We start from the raw sequence: 17366 nt of genomic DNA on the forward strand, positions 1-17366 counted from the left end.
GGGGCATGCGCGTCCACGGCCGTACCGGCCAGCCGTGCCCCGGGTGGAACGGCACCCCCTGCGGCGACGTCGTGCACGAGGTGTCGTTCGCCGACTCCTCGCTGCAGTACTGCCCCACCTGCCAGACCGGTGGGCGCCCGTTGGCCGACCGGCGGATGTCGCGCCTGCTGCGCTGACCCAGGTCCGCCACGGCCCGACCGGGACATGGCGGAGCGGGCGACCTCAGAACAGCACGGTGGCGTACGTGCCCACGCGGCGGAAGCCCACCGCCCGGTACGCCGCGAGGGCCCGGGTGTTGTAGCTGTTGGCGTAGAGCGAGACGACGGGGGCCACGTCGCGCCGGGTCGCCGCGACGACGGCGGCCATCCCCGCCTCGGACAGCCGTTCACCGCGGCGGTCGGGGGGCACCCACACGCCCTGCACCTGGGCCACCCCTCCCCCGACGGCACCCAGCTCGGCCTTGAACACCACGCGCGGGTGACCCCCGGCAGCCGGGTCCGGGTCGAGGCGGACGAACGAGCGCCCCTGGGCGATCAGCGACCGCACGCGCACCTCGTACGGGCCACCGGGGCCGCTGGCCGGGGAGTACCCGACCTCCTCGGTGAACATCCGGATGCACGCCGGCAGCACGATGTCGTACTCCTCCGGGTGCGATCGGCGCACGTGCGGGTCGGGCGCGAGCAGCGGGTCGTGGTCGATGACCATGGACGGCTGGTCGTCACGCACCTCGCGGGCGGCCGGCCAGGCGGGCCGCAGCCGGGACCAGAGTGCGAGCACCACGTCGGCGGACCCCACGATCGAGGAGCATCGCCGCCCGGCGGATCGCCCCAGGGAGGCGAAAGCGTCGAGCGCGTCCTGCGCGCGCTCGGCACCTTCGGGGACCACCGGGACGAGGTTGGCGCCGGCCCAGCAGATCGCGACGAGGACGCCGTCCCGGGCGAAGCCCCACAGCTGGCCCCCCGCGGCACGCAGGCCTGCGGTGGCGGCATGCTCGAGCCGGGTGGTCGCCAGCACGGACCCGACGGGGTCCTGCGCGCACACCGCGAGCGCAGCGGCCACGTCGACGTCGCGCAGCACGCGCCCGCCGGACCGCCCGTCCAGCGTGGTGCGCCGCAGGGTCATGAGGGGATTGTGCACCACCGCACGGCCGCTGCGACCGTGTGGCAGCACCCGCGCCGAGCCGCGGGTCGCAGGTGCCCTCAGACGACGCTGACGGTGGGGCTGCCCTGGCCGGACTCCACAGGGTCCATGGTCTCGGCCAGGCGCATCGCCTCCTCGATCAGGGTCTCGACGATCATCGACTCCGGGACGGTCTTGATGACCTCGCCCTTGACGAAGATCTGCCCCTTGCCGTTGCCGGAGGCGACCCCCAGGTCGGCCTCGCGGGCCTCGCCGGGTCCGTTGACGACGCAACCCATGACGGCGACGCGCAGCGGCACCTCCATGCCCTCCAGGCCCGCGGTGACGCGCTCGGCGAGGGTGTAGACGTCGACCTGGGCGCGCCCGCACGAGGGGCACGAGACGATCTCGAGCTTGCGGGGCCGCAGGTTCAGCGACTGCAGGATCTGGATGCCGACCTTGACCTCCTCGACGGGAGGCGCCGACAGGGACACCCGGATGGTGTCGCCGATGCCCTTGCTGAGCAGCGCCCCGAACGCGGTGGCGGACTTGATGGTGCCCTGGAACGCCGGACCGGCCTCGGTGACACCCAGGTGCAGGGGCCAGTCGCCCCGCTCGGAGAGCAGCTCGTAGGCACGGACCATCACGACGGGGTCGTTGTGCTTGACGGAGATCTTGAAGTCGTGGAAGTCGTGCTCCTCGAACAGCGAGGCCTCCCACACGGCCGACTCGACGAGCGCCTCGGGCGTGGCCTTGCCGTACTTGGCCAGCAGTCGCGGGTCGAGGGAGCCTGCGTTGACGCCGATCCGCAGCGAGACCCCGGCCTCGGAGGCCGCGCGGGCGATCTCCTTGACCTGGTCGTCGAACTTGCGGATGTTGCCCGGGTTGACGCGTACCGCGGCGCAGCCGGCGTCGATGGCCGCGAACACGTACTTGGGCTGGAAGTGGATGTCGGCGATCACGGGGATCTGCGACTTGCGGGCGATGGCCGGCAGCGCCTCGGCGTCGTCCTGGCTGGGCACGGCCACACGCACGATGTCGCAGCCGGCGGCCGTCAGGGCGGCGATCTGCTGCAGGGTGGCGTTGATGTCGGTCGTCGGCGTCGTGGTCATCGACTGGACCGAGACGGGGGCGTCGCCACCCACCTCGACCTTGCCGACCTTGATCTTGCGGGTGGGGCGCCGCGGCGCGAGGACGGGGACCGGCGCCTGCGGCATGCCGAGACTGATCGGGGTGCTCACCCGACCATCATCGCACCGCCGTGAGGGCACCCTGCGCACGGGCGAGCCTGCTCACCGGATCGGCACAGACCGTCCCCAACCAGCTCAGCCGATGGTGACCGGGTTGACGATGTCCGCGTAGACGAGCAGCAGGCCCACACCGCCGAGCAGGACGAAGACGGTGTACGCCAACGGCACCAGGCGCGCGGTGTCGAACGGCCCCGGGCGCGGCAGCCCGCGCAGGCGTGCCACCTGGCGGCGGGCGCCCTCCCACAGCGCGGCGGCCACGTGCCCGCCGTCGAGCGGCGGCAGCGGGATCAGGTTGAACACGAACAGGGCGATGTTCAGGCTCGCGAGCATCTCCAGCAGCGAGATGATCTTCAACTGGTTGTCGATACCGTCACCCTCGTACGCGGCGATCTCGCCCGCGAACCGACCGATGCCGACGATCCCGACGATGCTGGTCTCGTCACGCTCGGCCCCGCCGAAGGTCGAGCGGGTCAGGTCGACGACCTTGGCGGGCAGCGTGGCCACCACGGTGATGGTCTGCCAGGTGCGGTCGGCCACGGTGGCGGGCACGTCGAGCAGCGCCTGGCGCTGCAGCTCGTCGGTCGGGGTGATGCCGACGTAGCCGGCGGGGGCGGTCACCAGGTCGCCGGCGGCGTCGTAGGTGTAGGCGCCGTTCTCGTCCAGCACCGGACGGTCGGCGACCATGGGGGTCACGGACAGGTCGACGAGCTCGCCGTCGCGCTCGACGACGACCGGCACGGCCTGCTCGCCCGTGGTGCGGATCAGGGCGGCCAGCTGGTCCCACGACTCGATGGTGGTCCCGTCGTACTCGACCACCGTGTCGCCGGGCAGCAGGCCTGCGGCGGCGCCCGGCGACCGGACGTCGTCGTCGGCGCACGTGCGGTCGGCCGGGGCGTCGAGCGGGATCACGCACTCGGCGACGACCGACAGGGTCGTGCTGGACCCCGGGGTCCCGAAGCCGAGCAGCACCACGGCCATGAGCACGACGGCGATGAGCAGGTTCATCACCGGGCCGCCCAGCATGACGACCAGCTTCTTCGGGGTCGACAGCCGGTAGAACGCCCGGTGGTCCTGCCCGGGCAGGATCTCCTCGGCGCTGGCGGCGCGGGCATCGGCCGCCAGGCGTCCGAACATGCTGCGCGGCTGCGGGTCTCCGACGGCCTCGGCGGGCGGGTACATGCCGATCAGCCGCACGTAGCCGCCCAACGGGATCGCCTTGAGCCCGTACTCCGTCTCGCCCTTGGTGCGCGACCACAGCGTGGGCCCGAAGCCGACCATGTACTGGCTGACCCGCACGCCGAAGCGCTTGGCGGGCACCATGTGCCCCACCTCGTGCAACCCGATCGAGGCCAGCAGGACCACGACCACCACGAGCACACCGACCAGGTAGGCCATCGCCCCTTGCCTCCACCCCTTGCGCGACACCGTCGGCGACATCTTCCCCTGTGTGGCTGGGAGATCGCCGGTCCGCCGCGCGAGCCCCTCCGGCGCACCGTATGTGAACGGCGGATTTCGTCGCCCAGACCCTTCCGCGATGCCGGGCTCAGCACTACGGTCCCTTCATGACCACGGTATCCGCGCCCACTCCCCTCGACCAGCACCGCCGGCTCGTCACCGCGATCCCCGGGCCGCGCTCGCTCGAGCTGACCGCACGCCGGGCGGCCGTGGTCGCCGCGGGCGTCTCCTCGACGCTGCCGGTGTACGTGGCACGCGCCGGTGGCGCGATCCTGCAGGACGTCGACGGCAACCAGCTGGTGGACCTGGGCTCCGGGATCGCCGTGACCTCGGTGGGCGCCAGCGCACCCGAGGTGGTGGCCGCCGTGTCCGCGCAGGTCGCCGACTTCACGCACACCTGCTTCATGGTGTCCCCGTACGAGGAGTACGTGCAGCTGTGCGAGGTGCTGGCCCGCCTGACCCCGGGCACGCACGAGAAGCGGTCGGTCCTGGTCAACTCCGGGGCGGAGGCCGTCGAGAACGCCGTGAAGATCGCTCGGCGGGCCACCGGTCGCGACGCGATCGTGGTGCTCGACCACGCCTACCACGGACGCACCAACCTGACGATGGCGATGACGGCCCGCGCCATGCCCTACAAGACCGGCTTCGGCCCGTTCGCCGGCGAGGTCTACCGCGTGCCCGCCTCGTACCCGTTGCGCGACGGCGGGCTGACCGGCGAGCAGGCCGCCGCGCGCGCCATCGACGTCGCCCAGCGGCAGGTCGGCGCCGACCGCATCGCGGCGATCGTCGTCGAGCCGATCCTCGGCGAGGGCGGGTTCGTGGTGCCCGCCGCCGGGTTCCTGCCCGCCCTGGCGGCGTGGGCGCGGGACAACGGGATCGTGTTCGTGGCCGACGAGGTGCAGACCGGTTTCGCGCGCACGGGCGCCCTGTTCGCGTGCGAGCACGAGGGTGTCGTCCCGGACCTGGTCGCCCTGGCCAAGGGCATCGGCGGCGGCCTGCCGCTCGGGGCCGTCACCGGGCGCGCCGACCTGATGGACGCCGTGCACGCGGGCGGCCTGGGCGGCACGTACGGGGGCAACCCCGTCGCCTGCGCGGCCGCGCTGGCCGCCACGGCCCTCTACGAGCGGGACGACCTGGCCGGTGCCGCCCGCGCGATCGAGTCGCGTGTCAAGGCACGGCTGCAGGCCGTCGCCGCGGACGTGCCGGCGATCGCCGAGGTCCGAGGGCGCGGGGCGATGCTCGCCGTCGAACTCGTCCGGCCCGGCACCCTGGAGCCCGACAAGGAGGCCGCTGCGACCGTGGCCCGCACCTGCCTGGCGGCAGGGGTCCTGGTGCTCACCTGCGGGACGTGGGGCAACGTGGTGCGCCTGCTGCCACCGCTGGTGATCGAGCAGGAGCTGCTGGACGACGCGCTCGACGTGCTCGAGCAGGCGCTGCGCGCCCTGGCGGCCTGACGTGGCGCCCACCCAGGCACCCGGACCGGCACTGGACCGGGCCCGGCTCGCGCAGCTGCACGCGGACGAGACGCAACGGTTCATCGGCACGCACCCGGCCTGCGCACGGCTGGCCGCCGCCGGGCACGCGCACATGCCCTACGGCGTCCCGATGTCCTGGATGGCCAAGTGGCCCGGACCGTTCGCCGTGCACGTCGAACAGGCGTCCGGCGCGCGCTTCACCTGCGCGGACGGCCTGGAGCACGTCGACCTGTGCCTGGGTGACACCGGGGCGATGAGCGGGCACGCACCCGCCGCGACCGTGGACGCGATCACCGCCCAGGCCTCTCGCGGCCTCACGTCGATGCTGCCCACGGCGGACGCCGCCCTCGTCGCCGCCGAGCTGAGCGCACGGTTCGGCGGTGGCCCCTCCCGGGTGGCGCACTGGCAGTTCACGCTCACCGCCACCGACGCCAACCGGCACGTGCTGCGCTACGCCCGCCACCTGACCGGGCGCTCGCGCGTGGTGGTGATGGACTTCTGCTACCACGGCTCCGTCGACGAGGCGTTCGCGACGCTCGACCCCGACGGTCGGGTGGTGCCGCGTCGCGGCACGATCGGTGCACCGGTGCCGCCCGACCTGACGACCCGAGTGGTGCCGTTCAACGACATGGACGCCCTGCGGGACGCTCTCGCGCACGGTGACGTCGCCGCGGTGCTGCTCGAACCCGCCCTGACCAACATCGGCATCGTGCTGCCCGAGCCCGGCTACCTGGACGCGGTCCGTGCCCTCACGCGCGAGCACGGCGCATGGATGGTCGTCGACGAGACGCACACCCTGTGCGCCGGTCCCGGTGGGTGCACCGCCGCCTGGGGCCTCGACCCGGACGTGGTCGTGGTGGGCAAGACGATCGGCGGCGGTGTGCCCTCGGCCGCGTTCGGCCTGACCCGCGAGATCGCGCAGTCCGTGCAGCGCCGCATCGAGCTGGAGGACATCGACGTGGGCGGCGTCGGCGGCACGCTGGCCGGCAACGCGCTGTCGATGGCGGCCACACGCGCCACGCTCACCCAGGTGCTGACACCGGCGGCCTTCGCACGCATGGAGGAGCTGGCCGTGCGGTGGACCCAGGGCGTGCAGGACGTGCTCGACGCCACCGGGCTGCCGTGGCACGTCACCCGCCTGGGTGCGCGGGCCGAGTACGCGTTCGGCGCACAGGCACCCCGCGACGGCGCGCAGGCCGCCGCCAGCGACGACTTCGCCCTGCAGCAGTACCTGCACCTGCAGGCGCTGAACCGCAGGGTGCTGCTCACCCCGTTCCACAACATGGCCCTGATGAGCCCGGCGACGACGCAGGCCGACGTGGACCGGCACAGCGAGGCGTTCGCCGAGGCGGCCCGCGCGCTGATCGGGGCCTGAACGAGGAGTCTCAGCCGTCGATCACCGCGGCGAACTCGGCCGAGAAGCGCTCGTCCTCGTCGGGTGCCAGCGTGCGGAACACGCTCGCGGAGCGCAACGTGTGCTCGTCGGGGAAGATCATCGGGTCCTCCGCGAGCGCCGGGTCGATGTCGAGCATGGCCTCCTGGGCGCCCTGCACCGGCGAGACGTAGTTGACCCAGGCAGCGACCTGCGCGGCGACCTGCGGGTCGTAGTAGTAGTTCATGAGGTCCTCGGCGGCCGCCTTGTGCGGCGACCCGACGGGGATCAGCAGGTTGTCGCTCCACAGCACCCCACCGGCCTCGGGCAGGGCGAACGCGAAACGGTCGTCGTTCTCGTAGTTGAGGGCCGTGATGTCGCCCGACCAGCCGATGACGGCGACCGTGTCACCGGCCACCAGCCCGTCGGTGTACGAGGCGCCGCTGACCTTGCGGATGTGACCGCTGTCGATCTTGGCGCGCAGCACCTCCAGCGCGGTGTAGAACTCGGTGTCACCCCAGATCCCACCCGGGTCGATGCCCAGGTCGAGCAGGATCAGCCCCATCGTGTCGCGCATCTCGGAGAGCACCGCGACGCGACCCGCGAGCTCGGGCGCCCACAGGTCCGACAGCGTGTGCAGACCCTGCGGCACCTGGTCGACGGCCCAGGCCAGGCCTGCGAACCCGGACTGCCAGGTGAGCGAGTGGGTCCGACCCAGGTCGAAGTCGACCAGTGTGAGGTCCTCGACGATGTTCGCGGCGTTCGGGATGCGTTCCAGGTCCAGCTCCTGCGCGTACCCCTCCTCGATCATCGTGGCGGCCATGTAGTTGGTCAGGGTGACGACGTCGTAGCCGATGTCCTTGCCCGCCGCGAGCTGGTCGGACACCGAGGCCCAGAACGTGTAGTTGTCCTCGATCGCCTCGGAGTACTCGGCCTGGATCTGCGTCTGGGCGGCGAACGCCTCGAGCGTCGGGTGGCCCGTCCCTGCCTCGTCCACGTCGAGGTACAGCGGCCAGCTGGCCCAGCGGACCAGGTCAGGTGTCGAGGGAGCGCCGGGGGTCCCTTGCGACGAGCCGCACGCGGCCAGGACGGCCCCGGCGCCGGCCGTGCCGAGCGCACCGAGCAGCAGGTTCCGCCGGGTCACCCCCGGTGCACGGGTGCTGCGGGCGGCCTGGACGAGTGCGCGTGCGCGCGGATCGGTCAGCGGCGGACGGCGGTCGGACATCGTGCTCCCCTCGGACGATGGCGATCTCGGTCATCCGCGTCGACGGCGGCTCCGCGCAGCGCCCACGACCTGGACGACTACGACCAGCACGAGCGCGAGCACGAACATGAACGAGCTGATGACGTTGGCCTGCGGCGGGATGCCGCGCGTGGCCGAGACGTACACGAACTTCGGGAACGTCTCGAAGCTGCCCGAGTTGAAGTTCGTGATGATGAAGTCGTCGAAGCTGAGGCTGAACGCCAGCAGCGCGGCGGCCGCGATACCCGGCAGGAGCAGCGGGAAGGTGACCCGCCAGAACGCCTGCCACGGCGTGGCGTACAGGTCGCCGGCCGCTTCCTCGAGCGCCGGGTCCAGGCTCGCCACCCGGGCCTTGACGGTCACCACGACGAAGCTGATGCAGAACATCGTGTGCGCGATGATCACCGTCGTCATGCCCAGCTGGACGCGCAGCGACAGGAACTGCGAGAGCAGCGCCGCACCGATCACGACCTCGGGTGTGGACATCGGCAGGAAGATCAGCAGGTTCACCAGCGGGCGCCCGCGGAAGCGGAACCGCACCAGGGCGATCGCGATGAGCGTGCCCAACGCCGTGGCGATGAGCGTCGAGGCGACCCCCACCTGCAGCGAGTTGCCGAACGCCTCGCAGACCTGCGGTGCACCGCAGGGGTTGCGCCACGCGTCGAGCGTGAACCCGCGCCAGACCAGGTTGGTCTTGCCCGCGTCGTTGAAGGAGAACAGCACCGTGTAGGCCACCGGGACCATGAGGTACAGGAACGCCAGCGCCGCCACGGTCGGGATGAGCGCATCCCCCAGCCGACGGCGAGGTCGACGCGCAGGACCCGCCCCCGGCACCGCGACACCTACCGGGTCGACCGCCCGCTCCACGACGGTGCTCACAGCAGGTCGTCCGTTCCCGCGCGGCGCACGTACACCGCGACGAGCAGCAGGATCACGGCCATGAGGACGACCGACAGCGCGGCGGCCGTCGGGTAGTCGAGCACCTTGAAGAACCGTGCGTCGATCACCTGGCCGATCATCGAGGTGTTCGTGTTGTTGCCCAGCAGCGAGGAGTTCACGTAGTCACCTGAGGCCGGGATGAACACCAGCAGCGTCCCGCCCACGATCCCGGGCATGGACAGCGGCAGGGTCACCGTGCGGAACGTCGTCAACGGCGAGGCGTACAGGTCGGCGCCTGCCTCCAGCAGCCGGGAGTCGAGCCGTTCGAGGTTGGCGTAGATCGGCAGCACCATGAACGGCAGGAAGTTGTAGGTCAGACCGCAGACCACGGCGAACGGGGTCGCTGTCAGCCGCCCGTCGGGTGGCAGCAGGTGCAGCCACTGCATGGCCTGCACGACGAACGCGTCGTCGGCCAGGATCTGCTTCCAGGCGATGGTGCGCAGGATGAAGCTGGTGAAGAACGGGGCCACGACCAGCACGAGCATGAGGCCCTGCAGCAGCTTGTGGCCCCGCGCCCGCACCGCGATCGCGTAGGCCATCGGGTAGCCGATGATCAGCGAGGCGACGGTCGCCAGGAGCGCGAAGGCGAACGAGCGCACCAGCTGCGGCCAGAACTGGGACAGCGCCTGGGAGTAGTTGGAGAACTCCAGGGCGGGCTGGAACTGACCGACGTCGCCGCCCGGCACGGGCACGTACAGGGATGTCGCCAGCAGCGCGCCGACCGGGACGACGAAGAACAGCACCAGGTAGCCCAGCCCTGGCAGCAGCAGCGGCATCCAGCCGCGCGAACGGGACTGCACACGCGGGGCGGAGTGCGGGGTGGAGGATCCGGCGTCCCCGAGCGCCGCGGCGATGCTCACGGCTCGTCGTCCAGGTCGGCCAGGCCCGAGTCGAGGTCCTCGCGACCGTCGAGGGCGAAGGTGTAGGCGGCGGTCCACGCCAGGCGCACGGTGGCGCCGTGGGAGACGGTCGCCCCACCGAGCAGGTTCTGGGCGAACACCCCGAACGTGCCCAGGCCGGGGATGTCGACCTGGTACTGCGTGCTGACGCCCGTGAACGACACGTCGGTCACCACGCCCGGGCCGAGCACGTTCTCCTGCTCCTGGGGCTCCTGCCCCGCCACGAGGATGCGGACCTTCTCGGGGCGGATACCGACCAGCACGGCCCCTTCGGTGCGGACGGCCCGGCTGCGCGGCACGAGCACGCGCGTGCCGTGCAGGTCGACGCCGAGCAACGCTCCGCCGTCGAGCTCCTCGACGACCGTGCCGGGTGCCAGGTTGGACTGACCGAGGAAGTTGGCCACGAACGCGGTGCGCGGGTGCTCGTACAGCTCGGCGGGTGCGCCCATCTGCTCGATGCGCCCCTTGTTCATCACCGCGACCGTGTCGGCCATGGTCATGGCCTCCTCCTGGTCGTGCGTGACGTGCACGAACGTGAGGCCGACCTCGTCCTGGATGCGCTTGAGCTCGAGCTGCATCTGGCGGCGCAGCTTGAGGTCCAGCGCACCGAGCGGCTCGTCGAGGAGCAGCAACGCCGGACGGTTGACCAGTGCGCGGGCCAGCGCGACACGCTGCTGCTGACCGCCCGAGAGCATCGAGGGCTTGTTCTGGGCGAGGTGCCCCAGCTCGACGAGCTCGAGGCCCTCCGCGACGCGGCGGGCGACGTCCTTGACTCCCTTGCGTCGCAGGCCGAACGCGACGTTCTCCTCGATCGTCAGGTGCGGGAACAACGCATAGCTCTGGAACACGGTGTTGACCGGGCGCTGGTGCGCGCGGGTGCCGGTCACGTCCCGGCCCCCGATGGAGATCGAGCCCGCGGTGGGCTGCTCGAGCCCGGCGACCATCCGCAGGGTGGTGGTCTTGCCGCAGCCGGAGGGACCCAGCAGGGCGAAGAACGACCCCGACGGGATGGTCAGCGTGAGGTCGTCGACCGCGACGAAGTCACCGAAGGACTTGGTGACCTGGTCGATCTCGAGGGCTGCGCCGGACGGGGCCAGGCTCGCGGCGGTGGCCACCGGCAGTGTCGCGGCCATCGGTTCAGGCGCCGATCGCGTCGAGGAACTGACCGTTGTACAGCGCCTCCTCGTCGGGGGTGAGCGTCCGGAACGTGCTGACCTTCGACAGGGTCTCCTCGTCGGGGAAGATCAACGGGTTCTCGGCCAGCTCGGGGTCGATCGCGACCATCGCCTCCTGCGCACCCTGCACGGGGGTGATGTAGTTGACCCACGCGGCGACCTGCGCGGCCACCTCGGGGTCGTAGTAGAAGTCCATGAGCGTCTCGGCGTTGGCCTTGTGCGTCGCGCCGACCGGGACCATGAGGTTGTCCGACCAGAGCGTGCCGCCCGCCTCGGGGATCACGAACTCGAACCGGTCGTCGTTCTCGTAGTTCAGGGCCGTGATGTCGCCGGACCAGCCGATGACGGCCACGGCGTCACCCGAGACGAGGTCCTGCGCGTAGGAGTTGCCGCGCACCTGACGGATGTGGCCGGAGTCGATCTTCTCCTTGAGCACGTCGAGCGCGGCCGTGAACTCGGTGTCACCCCACTGGCCGCCCGGGTCGACCCCCTGGTCGAACATGATCAGGCCGATCGTGTCGCGCATCTCGGAGAGCACCTCGACGCGTCCGGCCAGCTCCGGTGCCCACAGGTCCGAGACCGTGCGCAGCCCGGCGGGGATCTTCGACTTGTCCCAGGCCAGGCCGCCGAACCCCGACTGCCACGTCAGCGAGTGGGCACGCCCCGGGTCGAAGTCGACGTCGGCCAGGCTGGCGAGGATGTTGTCGGCGTTCGGGATCCGCGTCCGGTCGAGCTCCTGGGTGTAGCCCAGGCGGATCATGCGCGCGGCCATCCAGTCGGTCAGGGTCATGATGTCGTAGCCGATGTCCTGCCCGTTGGCGAGCTGGCCGGAGACCTTGCCGTAGAACGAGTCGTTGTCGTCGATGTCCTCGGAGTACTCGACCTCGATGCCGGTCTCCTCCGTGAAGGCCTCGAGCGTCGGGTAGGCCGTGCCGGACTCGTCCTGGTCGAGGTACAGCGTCCAGTTGGCCCAGCGGACGAGCTTCTCGGTCTCGGACAGGTCGGCCCCGGAGGTGGGTGCCGCACCGGGGCCGGTCGAGCCGCCCGTGCCGCAGGCCGCGAGCACCGCAGCGGCGCCGGCGGTCCCGAGGGCCCCGAGCAGGAACGTGCGACGCGACGGCCCGGTGTGCGGACGTCCGGCGGCGGCGACGAGCGCACGCACGCGGGGGTCGGTGATCGGCGGGCGGCGATGAGCGGTCATCGGACTCCTCTCGACACGGCTGGTCGTCCGACCTGCCGGTGCTGCACGGGCACGCGACGCCCGGGGCGTCGGGTGGATCGTCGCAGTGGCCCTGGGGCCAGGACAAGGATTTCGTCGCGAAAGCGACTGCTCGCAACGAAAATGTTGCATGGACGGAACATTGCGTGCTCAAACCGTCAGCGCAGGGGGTCGCCGGCGATCCGCCCGGCGCACCCGACGCCGCCACGGGCCCAGCGTGCCGGACCCCGCAGCACCCGGCACGCCGGGAACCTCAGGCGCCGAACGCCGACATGACGTGCTTGATCCGCGTGTAGTCCTCGAACCCGTACATCGACAGGTCCTTGCCGTAGCCGGACTGCTTGAACCCGCCGTGCGGCATCTCGGCCACGAATGGGATGTGCGTGTTGATCCACACCACGCCGAAGTCCAGCGCTCGTGACACACGCAGGGCGGTGCCGTGGTCCTTGGTCCACACCGAGCTGGCCAGGCCGTAGCGCACACCGTTGGCCAGGGCGATCGCCTCGGCCTCGTCGGTGAACGTCTGCACGGTGATGACCGGTCCGAAGATCTCGTCCTGCACGGCCTCGTCGTCCTGGCGCAGGCCGTCGACCACCGTCGGTTCGACGAAGTAGCCCTCCGCACCCACCCGGTGCCCGCCGGCGAGCACGGCGGCATGGTCGGGCAGCCGGTCGAGGAACCCGGTCACCCGCTCCAGCTGCAGCGCGTTGTTCACCGGACCGAAGGCGACGTCCGGGTCGTCCGGACGCCCGGTGCGGGTGCCCTTGGCCTGCTCGGCGAGGGCCGCGACGAAGTCGGCGTGCACGGAGGCCTGCACGAGCACGCGGGTCGCGGCCGTGCAGTCCTGCCCCGCGTTGTAGTACCCGGCCCCGGCGATGCCCTCGGCCGCTGCGGCGATGTCGGCGTCGGCGAACACGATGACCGGCGCCTTGCCCCCCAGCTCGAGGTGCACGCGCTTGACGTCGGCGGAGGCGGCGGCCGCCACCTGCGAGCCCGCCCGCACCGAGCCGGTGATCGCGACCATGTCCGGCCGCGGGTGCGAGACGAGCGCACGACCGGTGTCGCGGTCGCCGCACACGACGTTGAGCACGCCGGGCGGCAGCACCTGCGCGGCGACCTCCGCCAGCAGCAACGTCGAGGCCGGTGTCGTGTCGGACGGCTTGAGCACCACGGTGTTGCCTGCGGCGAGCGCCGGGGCGATCTTCCACACGGCCATCATCAGCGGGTAGTTCCACGGCGTGACCTGGCCGACGACCCCGACGGGCTCCCGGCGGATCCACGACGTGTGACCCTCGAGGTACTCCCCCGCGCTGAGCCCGTCGAGCACCCGGGCGGCGCCGGCGAAGAAGCGCAGCTGGTCCACGCAAGGCGGCACCTCGTCGGCGGCGGTCAGGTGCAGCGGTTTGCCGGTGTTGCGCGACTCGACGGCCACGAACTCCTCGGCGCGCGCCTCGACGGCGTCGGCGAGCCGCAGCAGGGCCAGCTGCCGCTCGGCCGGGGTCGTGCGTCCCCAGGTGGCGAAGGCCCCGGACGCCGCCTCGTACGCGTCGGCCACGTCCTGCGCCGAGCTGACCGGCGCGGTCGCGTACGCCAACCCCGTCGAGGGGTCCACGACGGCGCTGGTGCGTCCGTCCGCGGCCGGGCGGCGCTCGCCGCCGACGAGGTTGAGCAGCTCGACGGGCGCGGGGCCTGTGGTGCCGGACGAGGACGGGCTCTGGGGCGGGAGGGACGTGCTCATCGTGCTCTCCTTCGGGGCGGATGCCGTCTGCGAGACTGCGCGTGCACACGCACTGCGGCGGTGCGCGGCACGCTACGCCGAAACGCCCGCGAACGGGAGGTTCACGGAGGATCTCGGTGTAACAGTCGCGTGTCCACATCGGATTCCACGGTCACAGACACGAAACACGACGGATTCGCTTGCATCCGGCGCACGCGCAGTGAAGCATCGAGGGCGTGAGCACCCGAACCACCCCCGCCGGCCGCCCCCCGCTGGACGAGCTGTCCAAGGCCATCATCGAGCAGCTGCAGGAGGACGGCCGTCGGCCCTACGCCAGCATCGGCAAGGCCGTCGGCCTGTCCGAGGCCGCGGTGCGCCAGCGCGTGCAACGACTGGTCGACTCCGGCGTCATGCAGATCGTCGCGGTCACCGACCCCCTGCAGGTCGGCTTCACCCGCCAGGCCATGATCGGCATCAAGGCCGACGGTGACCTCGAGCAGCTCGCCGACGACCTGGCAGGCATGGCCGAGATCGACTACGTCGTGGTCACCGCCGGCGGGTTCGACCTGCTCGTCGAGGTCGTCTGCGAGGACGACGAGCACCTGCTCGAGGTCATCAACCGTCAGATCCGCACGCTGCCCGGCGTGCGGGCCACCGAGACGTTCGTCTACCTGCGGCTGCGCAAGCAGCTCTACAACTGGGGAACCCGATGAGCCTGCCGACCGGCACCACCACCGCCACCTCGACAACGCCCCGCGGGACCGTCCGCGACGACGCCGCGCGCGCCCACCTGTGGGGGCACTTCACACGGCAGAGCGCCTGGGACGACGGCGTCCCGACGATCGTGCGCGGTCAAGGCCACCACATCTGGGACGACACCGGCCGGCAGTACATCGACGGCCTCTCCGGCCTGTTCGTCGTCCAGGCCGGCCACGGCCGCGCCGAGCTCGCCGAGACGGCCCGACGGCAGGCCGAGGAGCTCGCGTTCTTCCCGCTGTGGTCCTACGCCCACCCGCAGGCCATCGACCTGGCCGAACGCCTCGCCCACCACGCGCCGGGCGACCTCAACCGGGTCTTCTTCACCACCGGGGGCGGCGAGGCCGTCGAGACCGCGTGGAAGCTGGCCAAGCAGTACTGGAAGCTGGTCGGCAAGCCCGGCAAGTACAAGGTCATCTCGCGTGCCATCGCCTACCACGGCACCCCGCACGGCGCACTGTCCATCACGGGCCTGCCCACGCTCAAGGCCCCGTTCGAACCCCTGGTGCCCGGCGCCCACAAGGTGCCCAACACCAACCAGTACCGCGCACCCGAGGAGCTGCGCGACGACCCGACGGCGTTCGGGCGCTGGGCCGCCGACCGCATCGCCGAAGCCATCGAGTTCGAAGGCCCCGAGACAGTCGCCGCCGTGTTCCTCGAACCGGTGCAGAACGCCGGCGGGTGCTTCCCGCCGCCGCCCGGGTACTTCGAGCGTGTCCGTGAGATCTGCGACAAGTACGACGTGCTGCTGGTCTCCGACGAGGTCATCTGCGCGTTCGGGCGCATCGGCTCGATGTTCGCGTGCGACGACTTCGGCTACGTGCCCGACATGATCACCTGCGCCAAGGGCATGACCTCCGGGTACTCCCCCATCGGCGCCCTCATCGCCTCCGACCGGCTCTTCGAGCCCTTCGCAGGCGGCGACGCCTCGTTCGCGCACGGCTACACCTTCGGCGGGCACCCCGTCTCGGCCGCCGTCGCCATGGCCAACTTGGACCTGTTCGAGCGCGAGAGGCTCAACGACCGCGTCAAGGCCAACGCCCCGGTGTTCCAGGCGACCCTCGAACGGCTCCTCGACCTGCCGATCGTCGGCGACGTGCGCGGTGCGGGCTACTTCTACGGGATCGAGCTCGTCAAGGACAAGACCACCCGCGAGACGTTCGACGACGACGAGAGCGAACGCCTCCTGCGGGGGTTCCTGTCCACCGCGCTGTACGAGGCAGGCCTGTACTGCCGCGCCGACGACCGCGGCGACCCCGTGATCCAGCTGGCCCCGCCACTGACCTGCGGCCCGGCCGAGTTCGACGAGATCGAGCAGATCCTGCGGGGCGTGCTCACCGAGGCCTGGTCGCACCTGTGAGCAGCCCGCACCGCGACCTGCGGTCGCTGTCCCTGTGGTGGGACCAGCTGCTCGACGAGGTGCCCGCGCCCGAGCGTCCCCCGCTGGACGGCGACACGCAGGCCGACGTCGTCGTCGTCGGTGGCGGGCTCACCGGACTGTGGGCCGCCTACTACCTGCTCGAGGCCGACCCGGCACTCGACGTGCTCGTCGTCGAGCAGGAGGTCGTCGGTTTCGGGGCCAGCGGCCGCAACGGCGGCTGGTGCTCCGCGCTGTTCCCCGTCTCCGGCGAGGCGCTCGCACGCCGCTACGGTCACGACGCCGCCCTGGCCCTGCGCGCCGCGATGCGCGACACCGTCGTCGAGGTCGGCGGTGTGGCAGCCGCCGAGGAGATCGACTGCGGCTTCGCCTACGGCGGCACCGTGACCCTCGCACGCAACGAGGCCCAGCTGGCCCGGGTGCGCGCTGCGGCCCTCGACGACGAGCAGTGGGGCGACGAGTCGCACGTGCTCGACGCGGACCAGGTCGCCGAGCACGTGCGGGCCGCCGGTGTGCTCGGCGGGGCATGGACCCCCGACTGCGCCCGCGTGCAGCCCGCCCGGCTCGTGCACGGCCTCGCCCAGGTCGTCGAGCAACGCGGTGCCCGGATCGTCCACGACACCCGCGTGCAGCGGATCTCGCCGCGCGCCGTCGTCACCGACCAGGGCACGATCCGCACCCGATGGACCCTGCGTGCCACCGAGGCCTGGACCCCGCACCTGCCCGGGAACCGCCGCGCCGTGGTCCCCGTCTACTCGCTCATGGTCGCCACCGCGCCCCTGCCGGCATCGGTGTGGGAGCAGATCGGCCTCGACCGGGGGCAGACGTTCACCGACGGGCGGCACCTGATCGTCTACGGGCAGCGCACCACCGACGACCGGCTCGCGTTCGGCGGACGCGGCGCGCCCTACCACCCGGGGTCGACCGTGCGCCCCGAGTTCGACCGCTCACCGGCGGTGTTCGCCCACCTGCGGGCCGCGCTCCTCGACCTGTTCCCCGTGCTCGAGGGCACGCAGTTCACGCACGCATGGGGCGGACCGCTCGCGATCGCCCGCGACTGGCACCCCTCCGTCGGGCTCGACCCGGCCACCGGCATCGGCTGGGCCGGCGGGTACGTCGGCGACGGCCTGGCGACCACCAACCTCGCCGGGCGCACGCTCGCCGACCTGGTCACCGGCACGGCCAGCCCGCTGGTCGACCTGCCCTGGGTCGGGCACCGCTCGCCCGACTGGGAGGTCGAGCCGTTGCGCTGGGCAGGGATCACCGCCGGACGGCGAGCCGCCGAGCTGGCCGACCGGTCGGAGGCCCGCTCCGGGCGCCCCAGCCGCACGGCCGCCCTGCTGGGCCGGTTCACCGGCCACTGACCGAC

The 17366-nt window shown here is 71.9% G+C and carries 14 protein-coding genes and 1 pseudogene; 6 read left to right on the top strand and 9 right to left on the bottom strand.

Annotation, left to right across the window (positions count from 1 at the left end; genetic code table 11):
- Positions 1-176 (top strand): annotated as a pseudogene (locus tag ACTHAM_RS13380) (Fpg/Nei family DNA glycosylase); the annotation flags it as partial.
- A gap of 46 nt (positions 177-222) precedes the next feature.
- Here ACTHAM_RS13380 and ACTHAM_RS13385 read toward each other — a convergent pair.
- From ACTHAM_RS13385 to ACTHAM_RS13395, 3 genes are all read right to left on the bottom strand, one after another.
- A complete protein-coding gene (locus ACTHAM_RS13385) occupies positions 223-1122 on the bottom strand; it encodes a GNAT family N-acetyltransferase (protein WP_440688259.1) in 900 nt (299 codons plus the stop codon).
- Positions 1123-1199: 77 nt separating this feature from the next.
- Positions 1200-2336, bottom strand: coding sequence for a flavodoxin-dependent (E)-4-hydroxy-3-methylbut-2-enyl-diphosphate synthase (gene ispG, locus ACTHAM_RS13390; protein ID WP_440688463.1), 1137 nt, complete (start codon positions 2334-2336; stop codon positions 1200-1202).
- A 108-nt stretch (positions 2337-2444) separates the two neighbouring features.
- On the bottom strand, positions 2445-3764 hold the full coding sequence (locus tag ACTHAM_RS13395; RefSeq protein ID WP_440688465.1) for a M50 family metallopeptidase: 1320 nt from the start codon (positions 3762-3764) through the stop codon (positions 2445-2447).
- A 167-nt stretch (positions 3765-3931) separates the two neighbouring features.
- Here ACTHAM_RS13395 and gabT point away from each other — a divergent pair, with 167 nt between their 5' ends.
- Together gabT and ACTHAM_RS13405 are read left to right on the top strand one after the other, a co-directional pair.
- Entirely contained in the window at positions 3932-5278 is a 1347-nt protein-coding gene (gabT, locus tag ACTHAM_RS13400; protein WP_440688261.1) for a 4-aminobutyrate--2-oxoglutarate transaminase, read from the top strand.
- A gap of 1 nt (position 5279) precedes the next feature.
- A complete protein-coding gene (locus ACTHAM_RS13405) occupies positions 5280-6674 on the top strand; it encodes a transaminase (protein WP_440688263.1) in 1395 nt (464 codons plus the stop codon).
- 10 nt (positions 6675-6684) lie between these two features.
- Here ACTHAM_RS13405 and ACTHAM_RS13410 read toward each other — a convergent pair whose 3' ends face one another.
- The 6 genes from ACTHAM_RS13410 to ACTHAM_RS13435 form a co-directional block, all read right to left on the bottom strand.
- A complete protein-coding gene (locus ACTHAM_RS13410; protein WP_440688265.1) occupies positions 6685-7896 on the bottom strand; it encodes an ABC transporter substrate-binding protein in 1212 nt (403 codons plus the stop codon).
- 30 nt (positions 7897-7926) lie between these two features.
- Positions 7927-8658, bottom strand: a complete 732-nt coding sequence (locus tag ACTHAM_RS13415) for an ABC transporter permease (RefSeq protein WP_440688467.1) — start codon at positions 8656-8658, stop codon at positions 7927-7929.
- A 131-nt stretch (positions 8659-8789) separates the two neighbouring features.
- Positions 8790-9713 (bottom strand): ABC transporter permease, encoded by a 924-nt coding sequence (locus tag ACTHAM_RS13420; RefSeq protein WP_440688266.1) that lies wholly within the window; start codon positions 9711-9713, stop codon positions 8790-8792.
- The gene (locus ACTHAM_RS13425; RefSeq protein WP_440688268.1) at positions 9710-10885 is read right to left on the bottom strand and encodes an ABC transporter ATP-binding protein; all 1176 of its coding nucleotides are present in this window, start codon (positions 10883-10885) and stop codon (positions 9710-9712) included. The genes ACTHAM_RS13420 and ACTHAM_RS13425 overlap by 4 nt, the downstream gene beginning before the upstream one ends.
- Positions 10886-10889: 4 nt before the next feature.
- Positions 10890-12128: a polyamine ABC transporter substrate-binding protein gene (locus tag ACTHAM_RS13430; protein WP_440688271.1), complete on the bottom strand. Its 1239-nt coding sequence runs from the start codon at positions 12126-12128 to the stop codon at positions 10890-10892.
- A gap of 271 nt (positions 12129-12399) precedes the next feature.
- Complete coding sequence (locus ACTHAM_RS13435) at positions 12400-13884, bottom strand: gamma-aminobutyraldehyde dehydrogenase (RefSeq protein ID WP_440688273.1); 1485 nt, start codon at positions 13882-13884, stop codon at positions 12400-12402.
- Between the two features lie 215 nt (positions 13885-14099).
- On the opposite strand from ACTHAM_RS13435, the gene ACTHAM_RS13440 reads away from it, so the two are divergent.
- The 3 genes from ACTHAM_RS13440 to ACTHAM_RS13450 are packed head-to-tail and all read left to right on the top strand — an operon-like array spanning position 14100 to position 17361.
- Entirely contained in the window at positions 14100-14576 is a 477-nt protein-coding gene (locus ACTHAM_RS13440) for an Lrp/AsnC family transcriptional regulator (protein ID WP_440688275.1), read from the top strand.
- Entirely contained in the window at positions 14573-15979 is a 1407-nt protein-coding gene (locus ACTHAM_RS13445) for an aspartate aminotransferase family protein (RefSeq protein ID WP_440688277.1), read from the top strand. The genes ACTHAM_RS13440 and ACTHAM_RS13445 overlap by 4 nt, the downstream gene beginning before the upstream one ends.
- Positions 15976-17361, top strand: a complete 1386-nt coding sequence (locus ACTHAM_RS13450; RefSeq protein WP_440688279.1) for an NAD(P)/FAD-dependent oxidoreductase — start codon at positions 15976-15978, stop codon at positions 17359-17361. The genes ACTHAM_RS13445 and ACTHAM_RS13450 overlap by 4 nt, the downstream gene beginning before the upstream one ends.
- The last annotated feature ends 5 nt before the right edge of the window (positions 17362-17366 follow it).

It is taken from the genome of Cellulomonas soli (assembly GCF_052036975.1).
In the GTDB taxonomy this organism is placed as follows: domain Bacteria; phylum Actinomycetota; class Actinomycetes; order Actinomycetales; family Cellulomonadaceae; genus Cellulomonas; species Cellulomonas soli_A.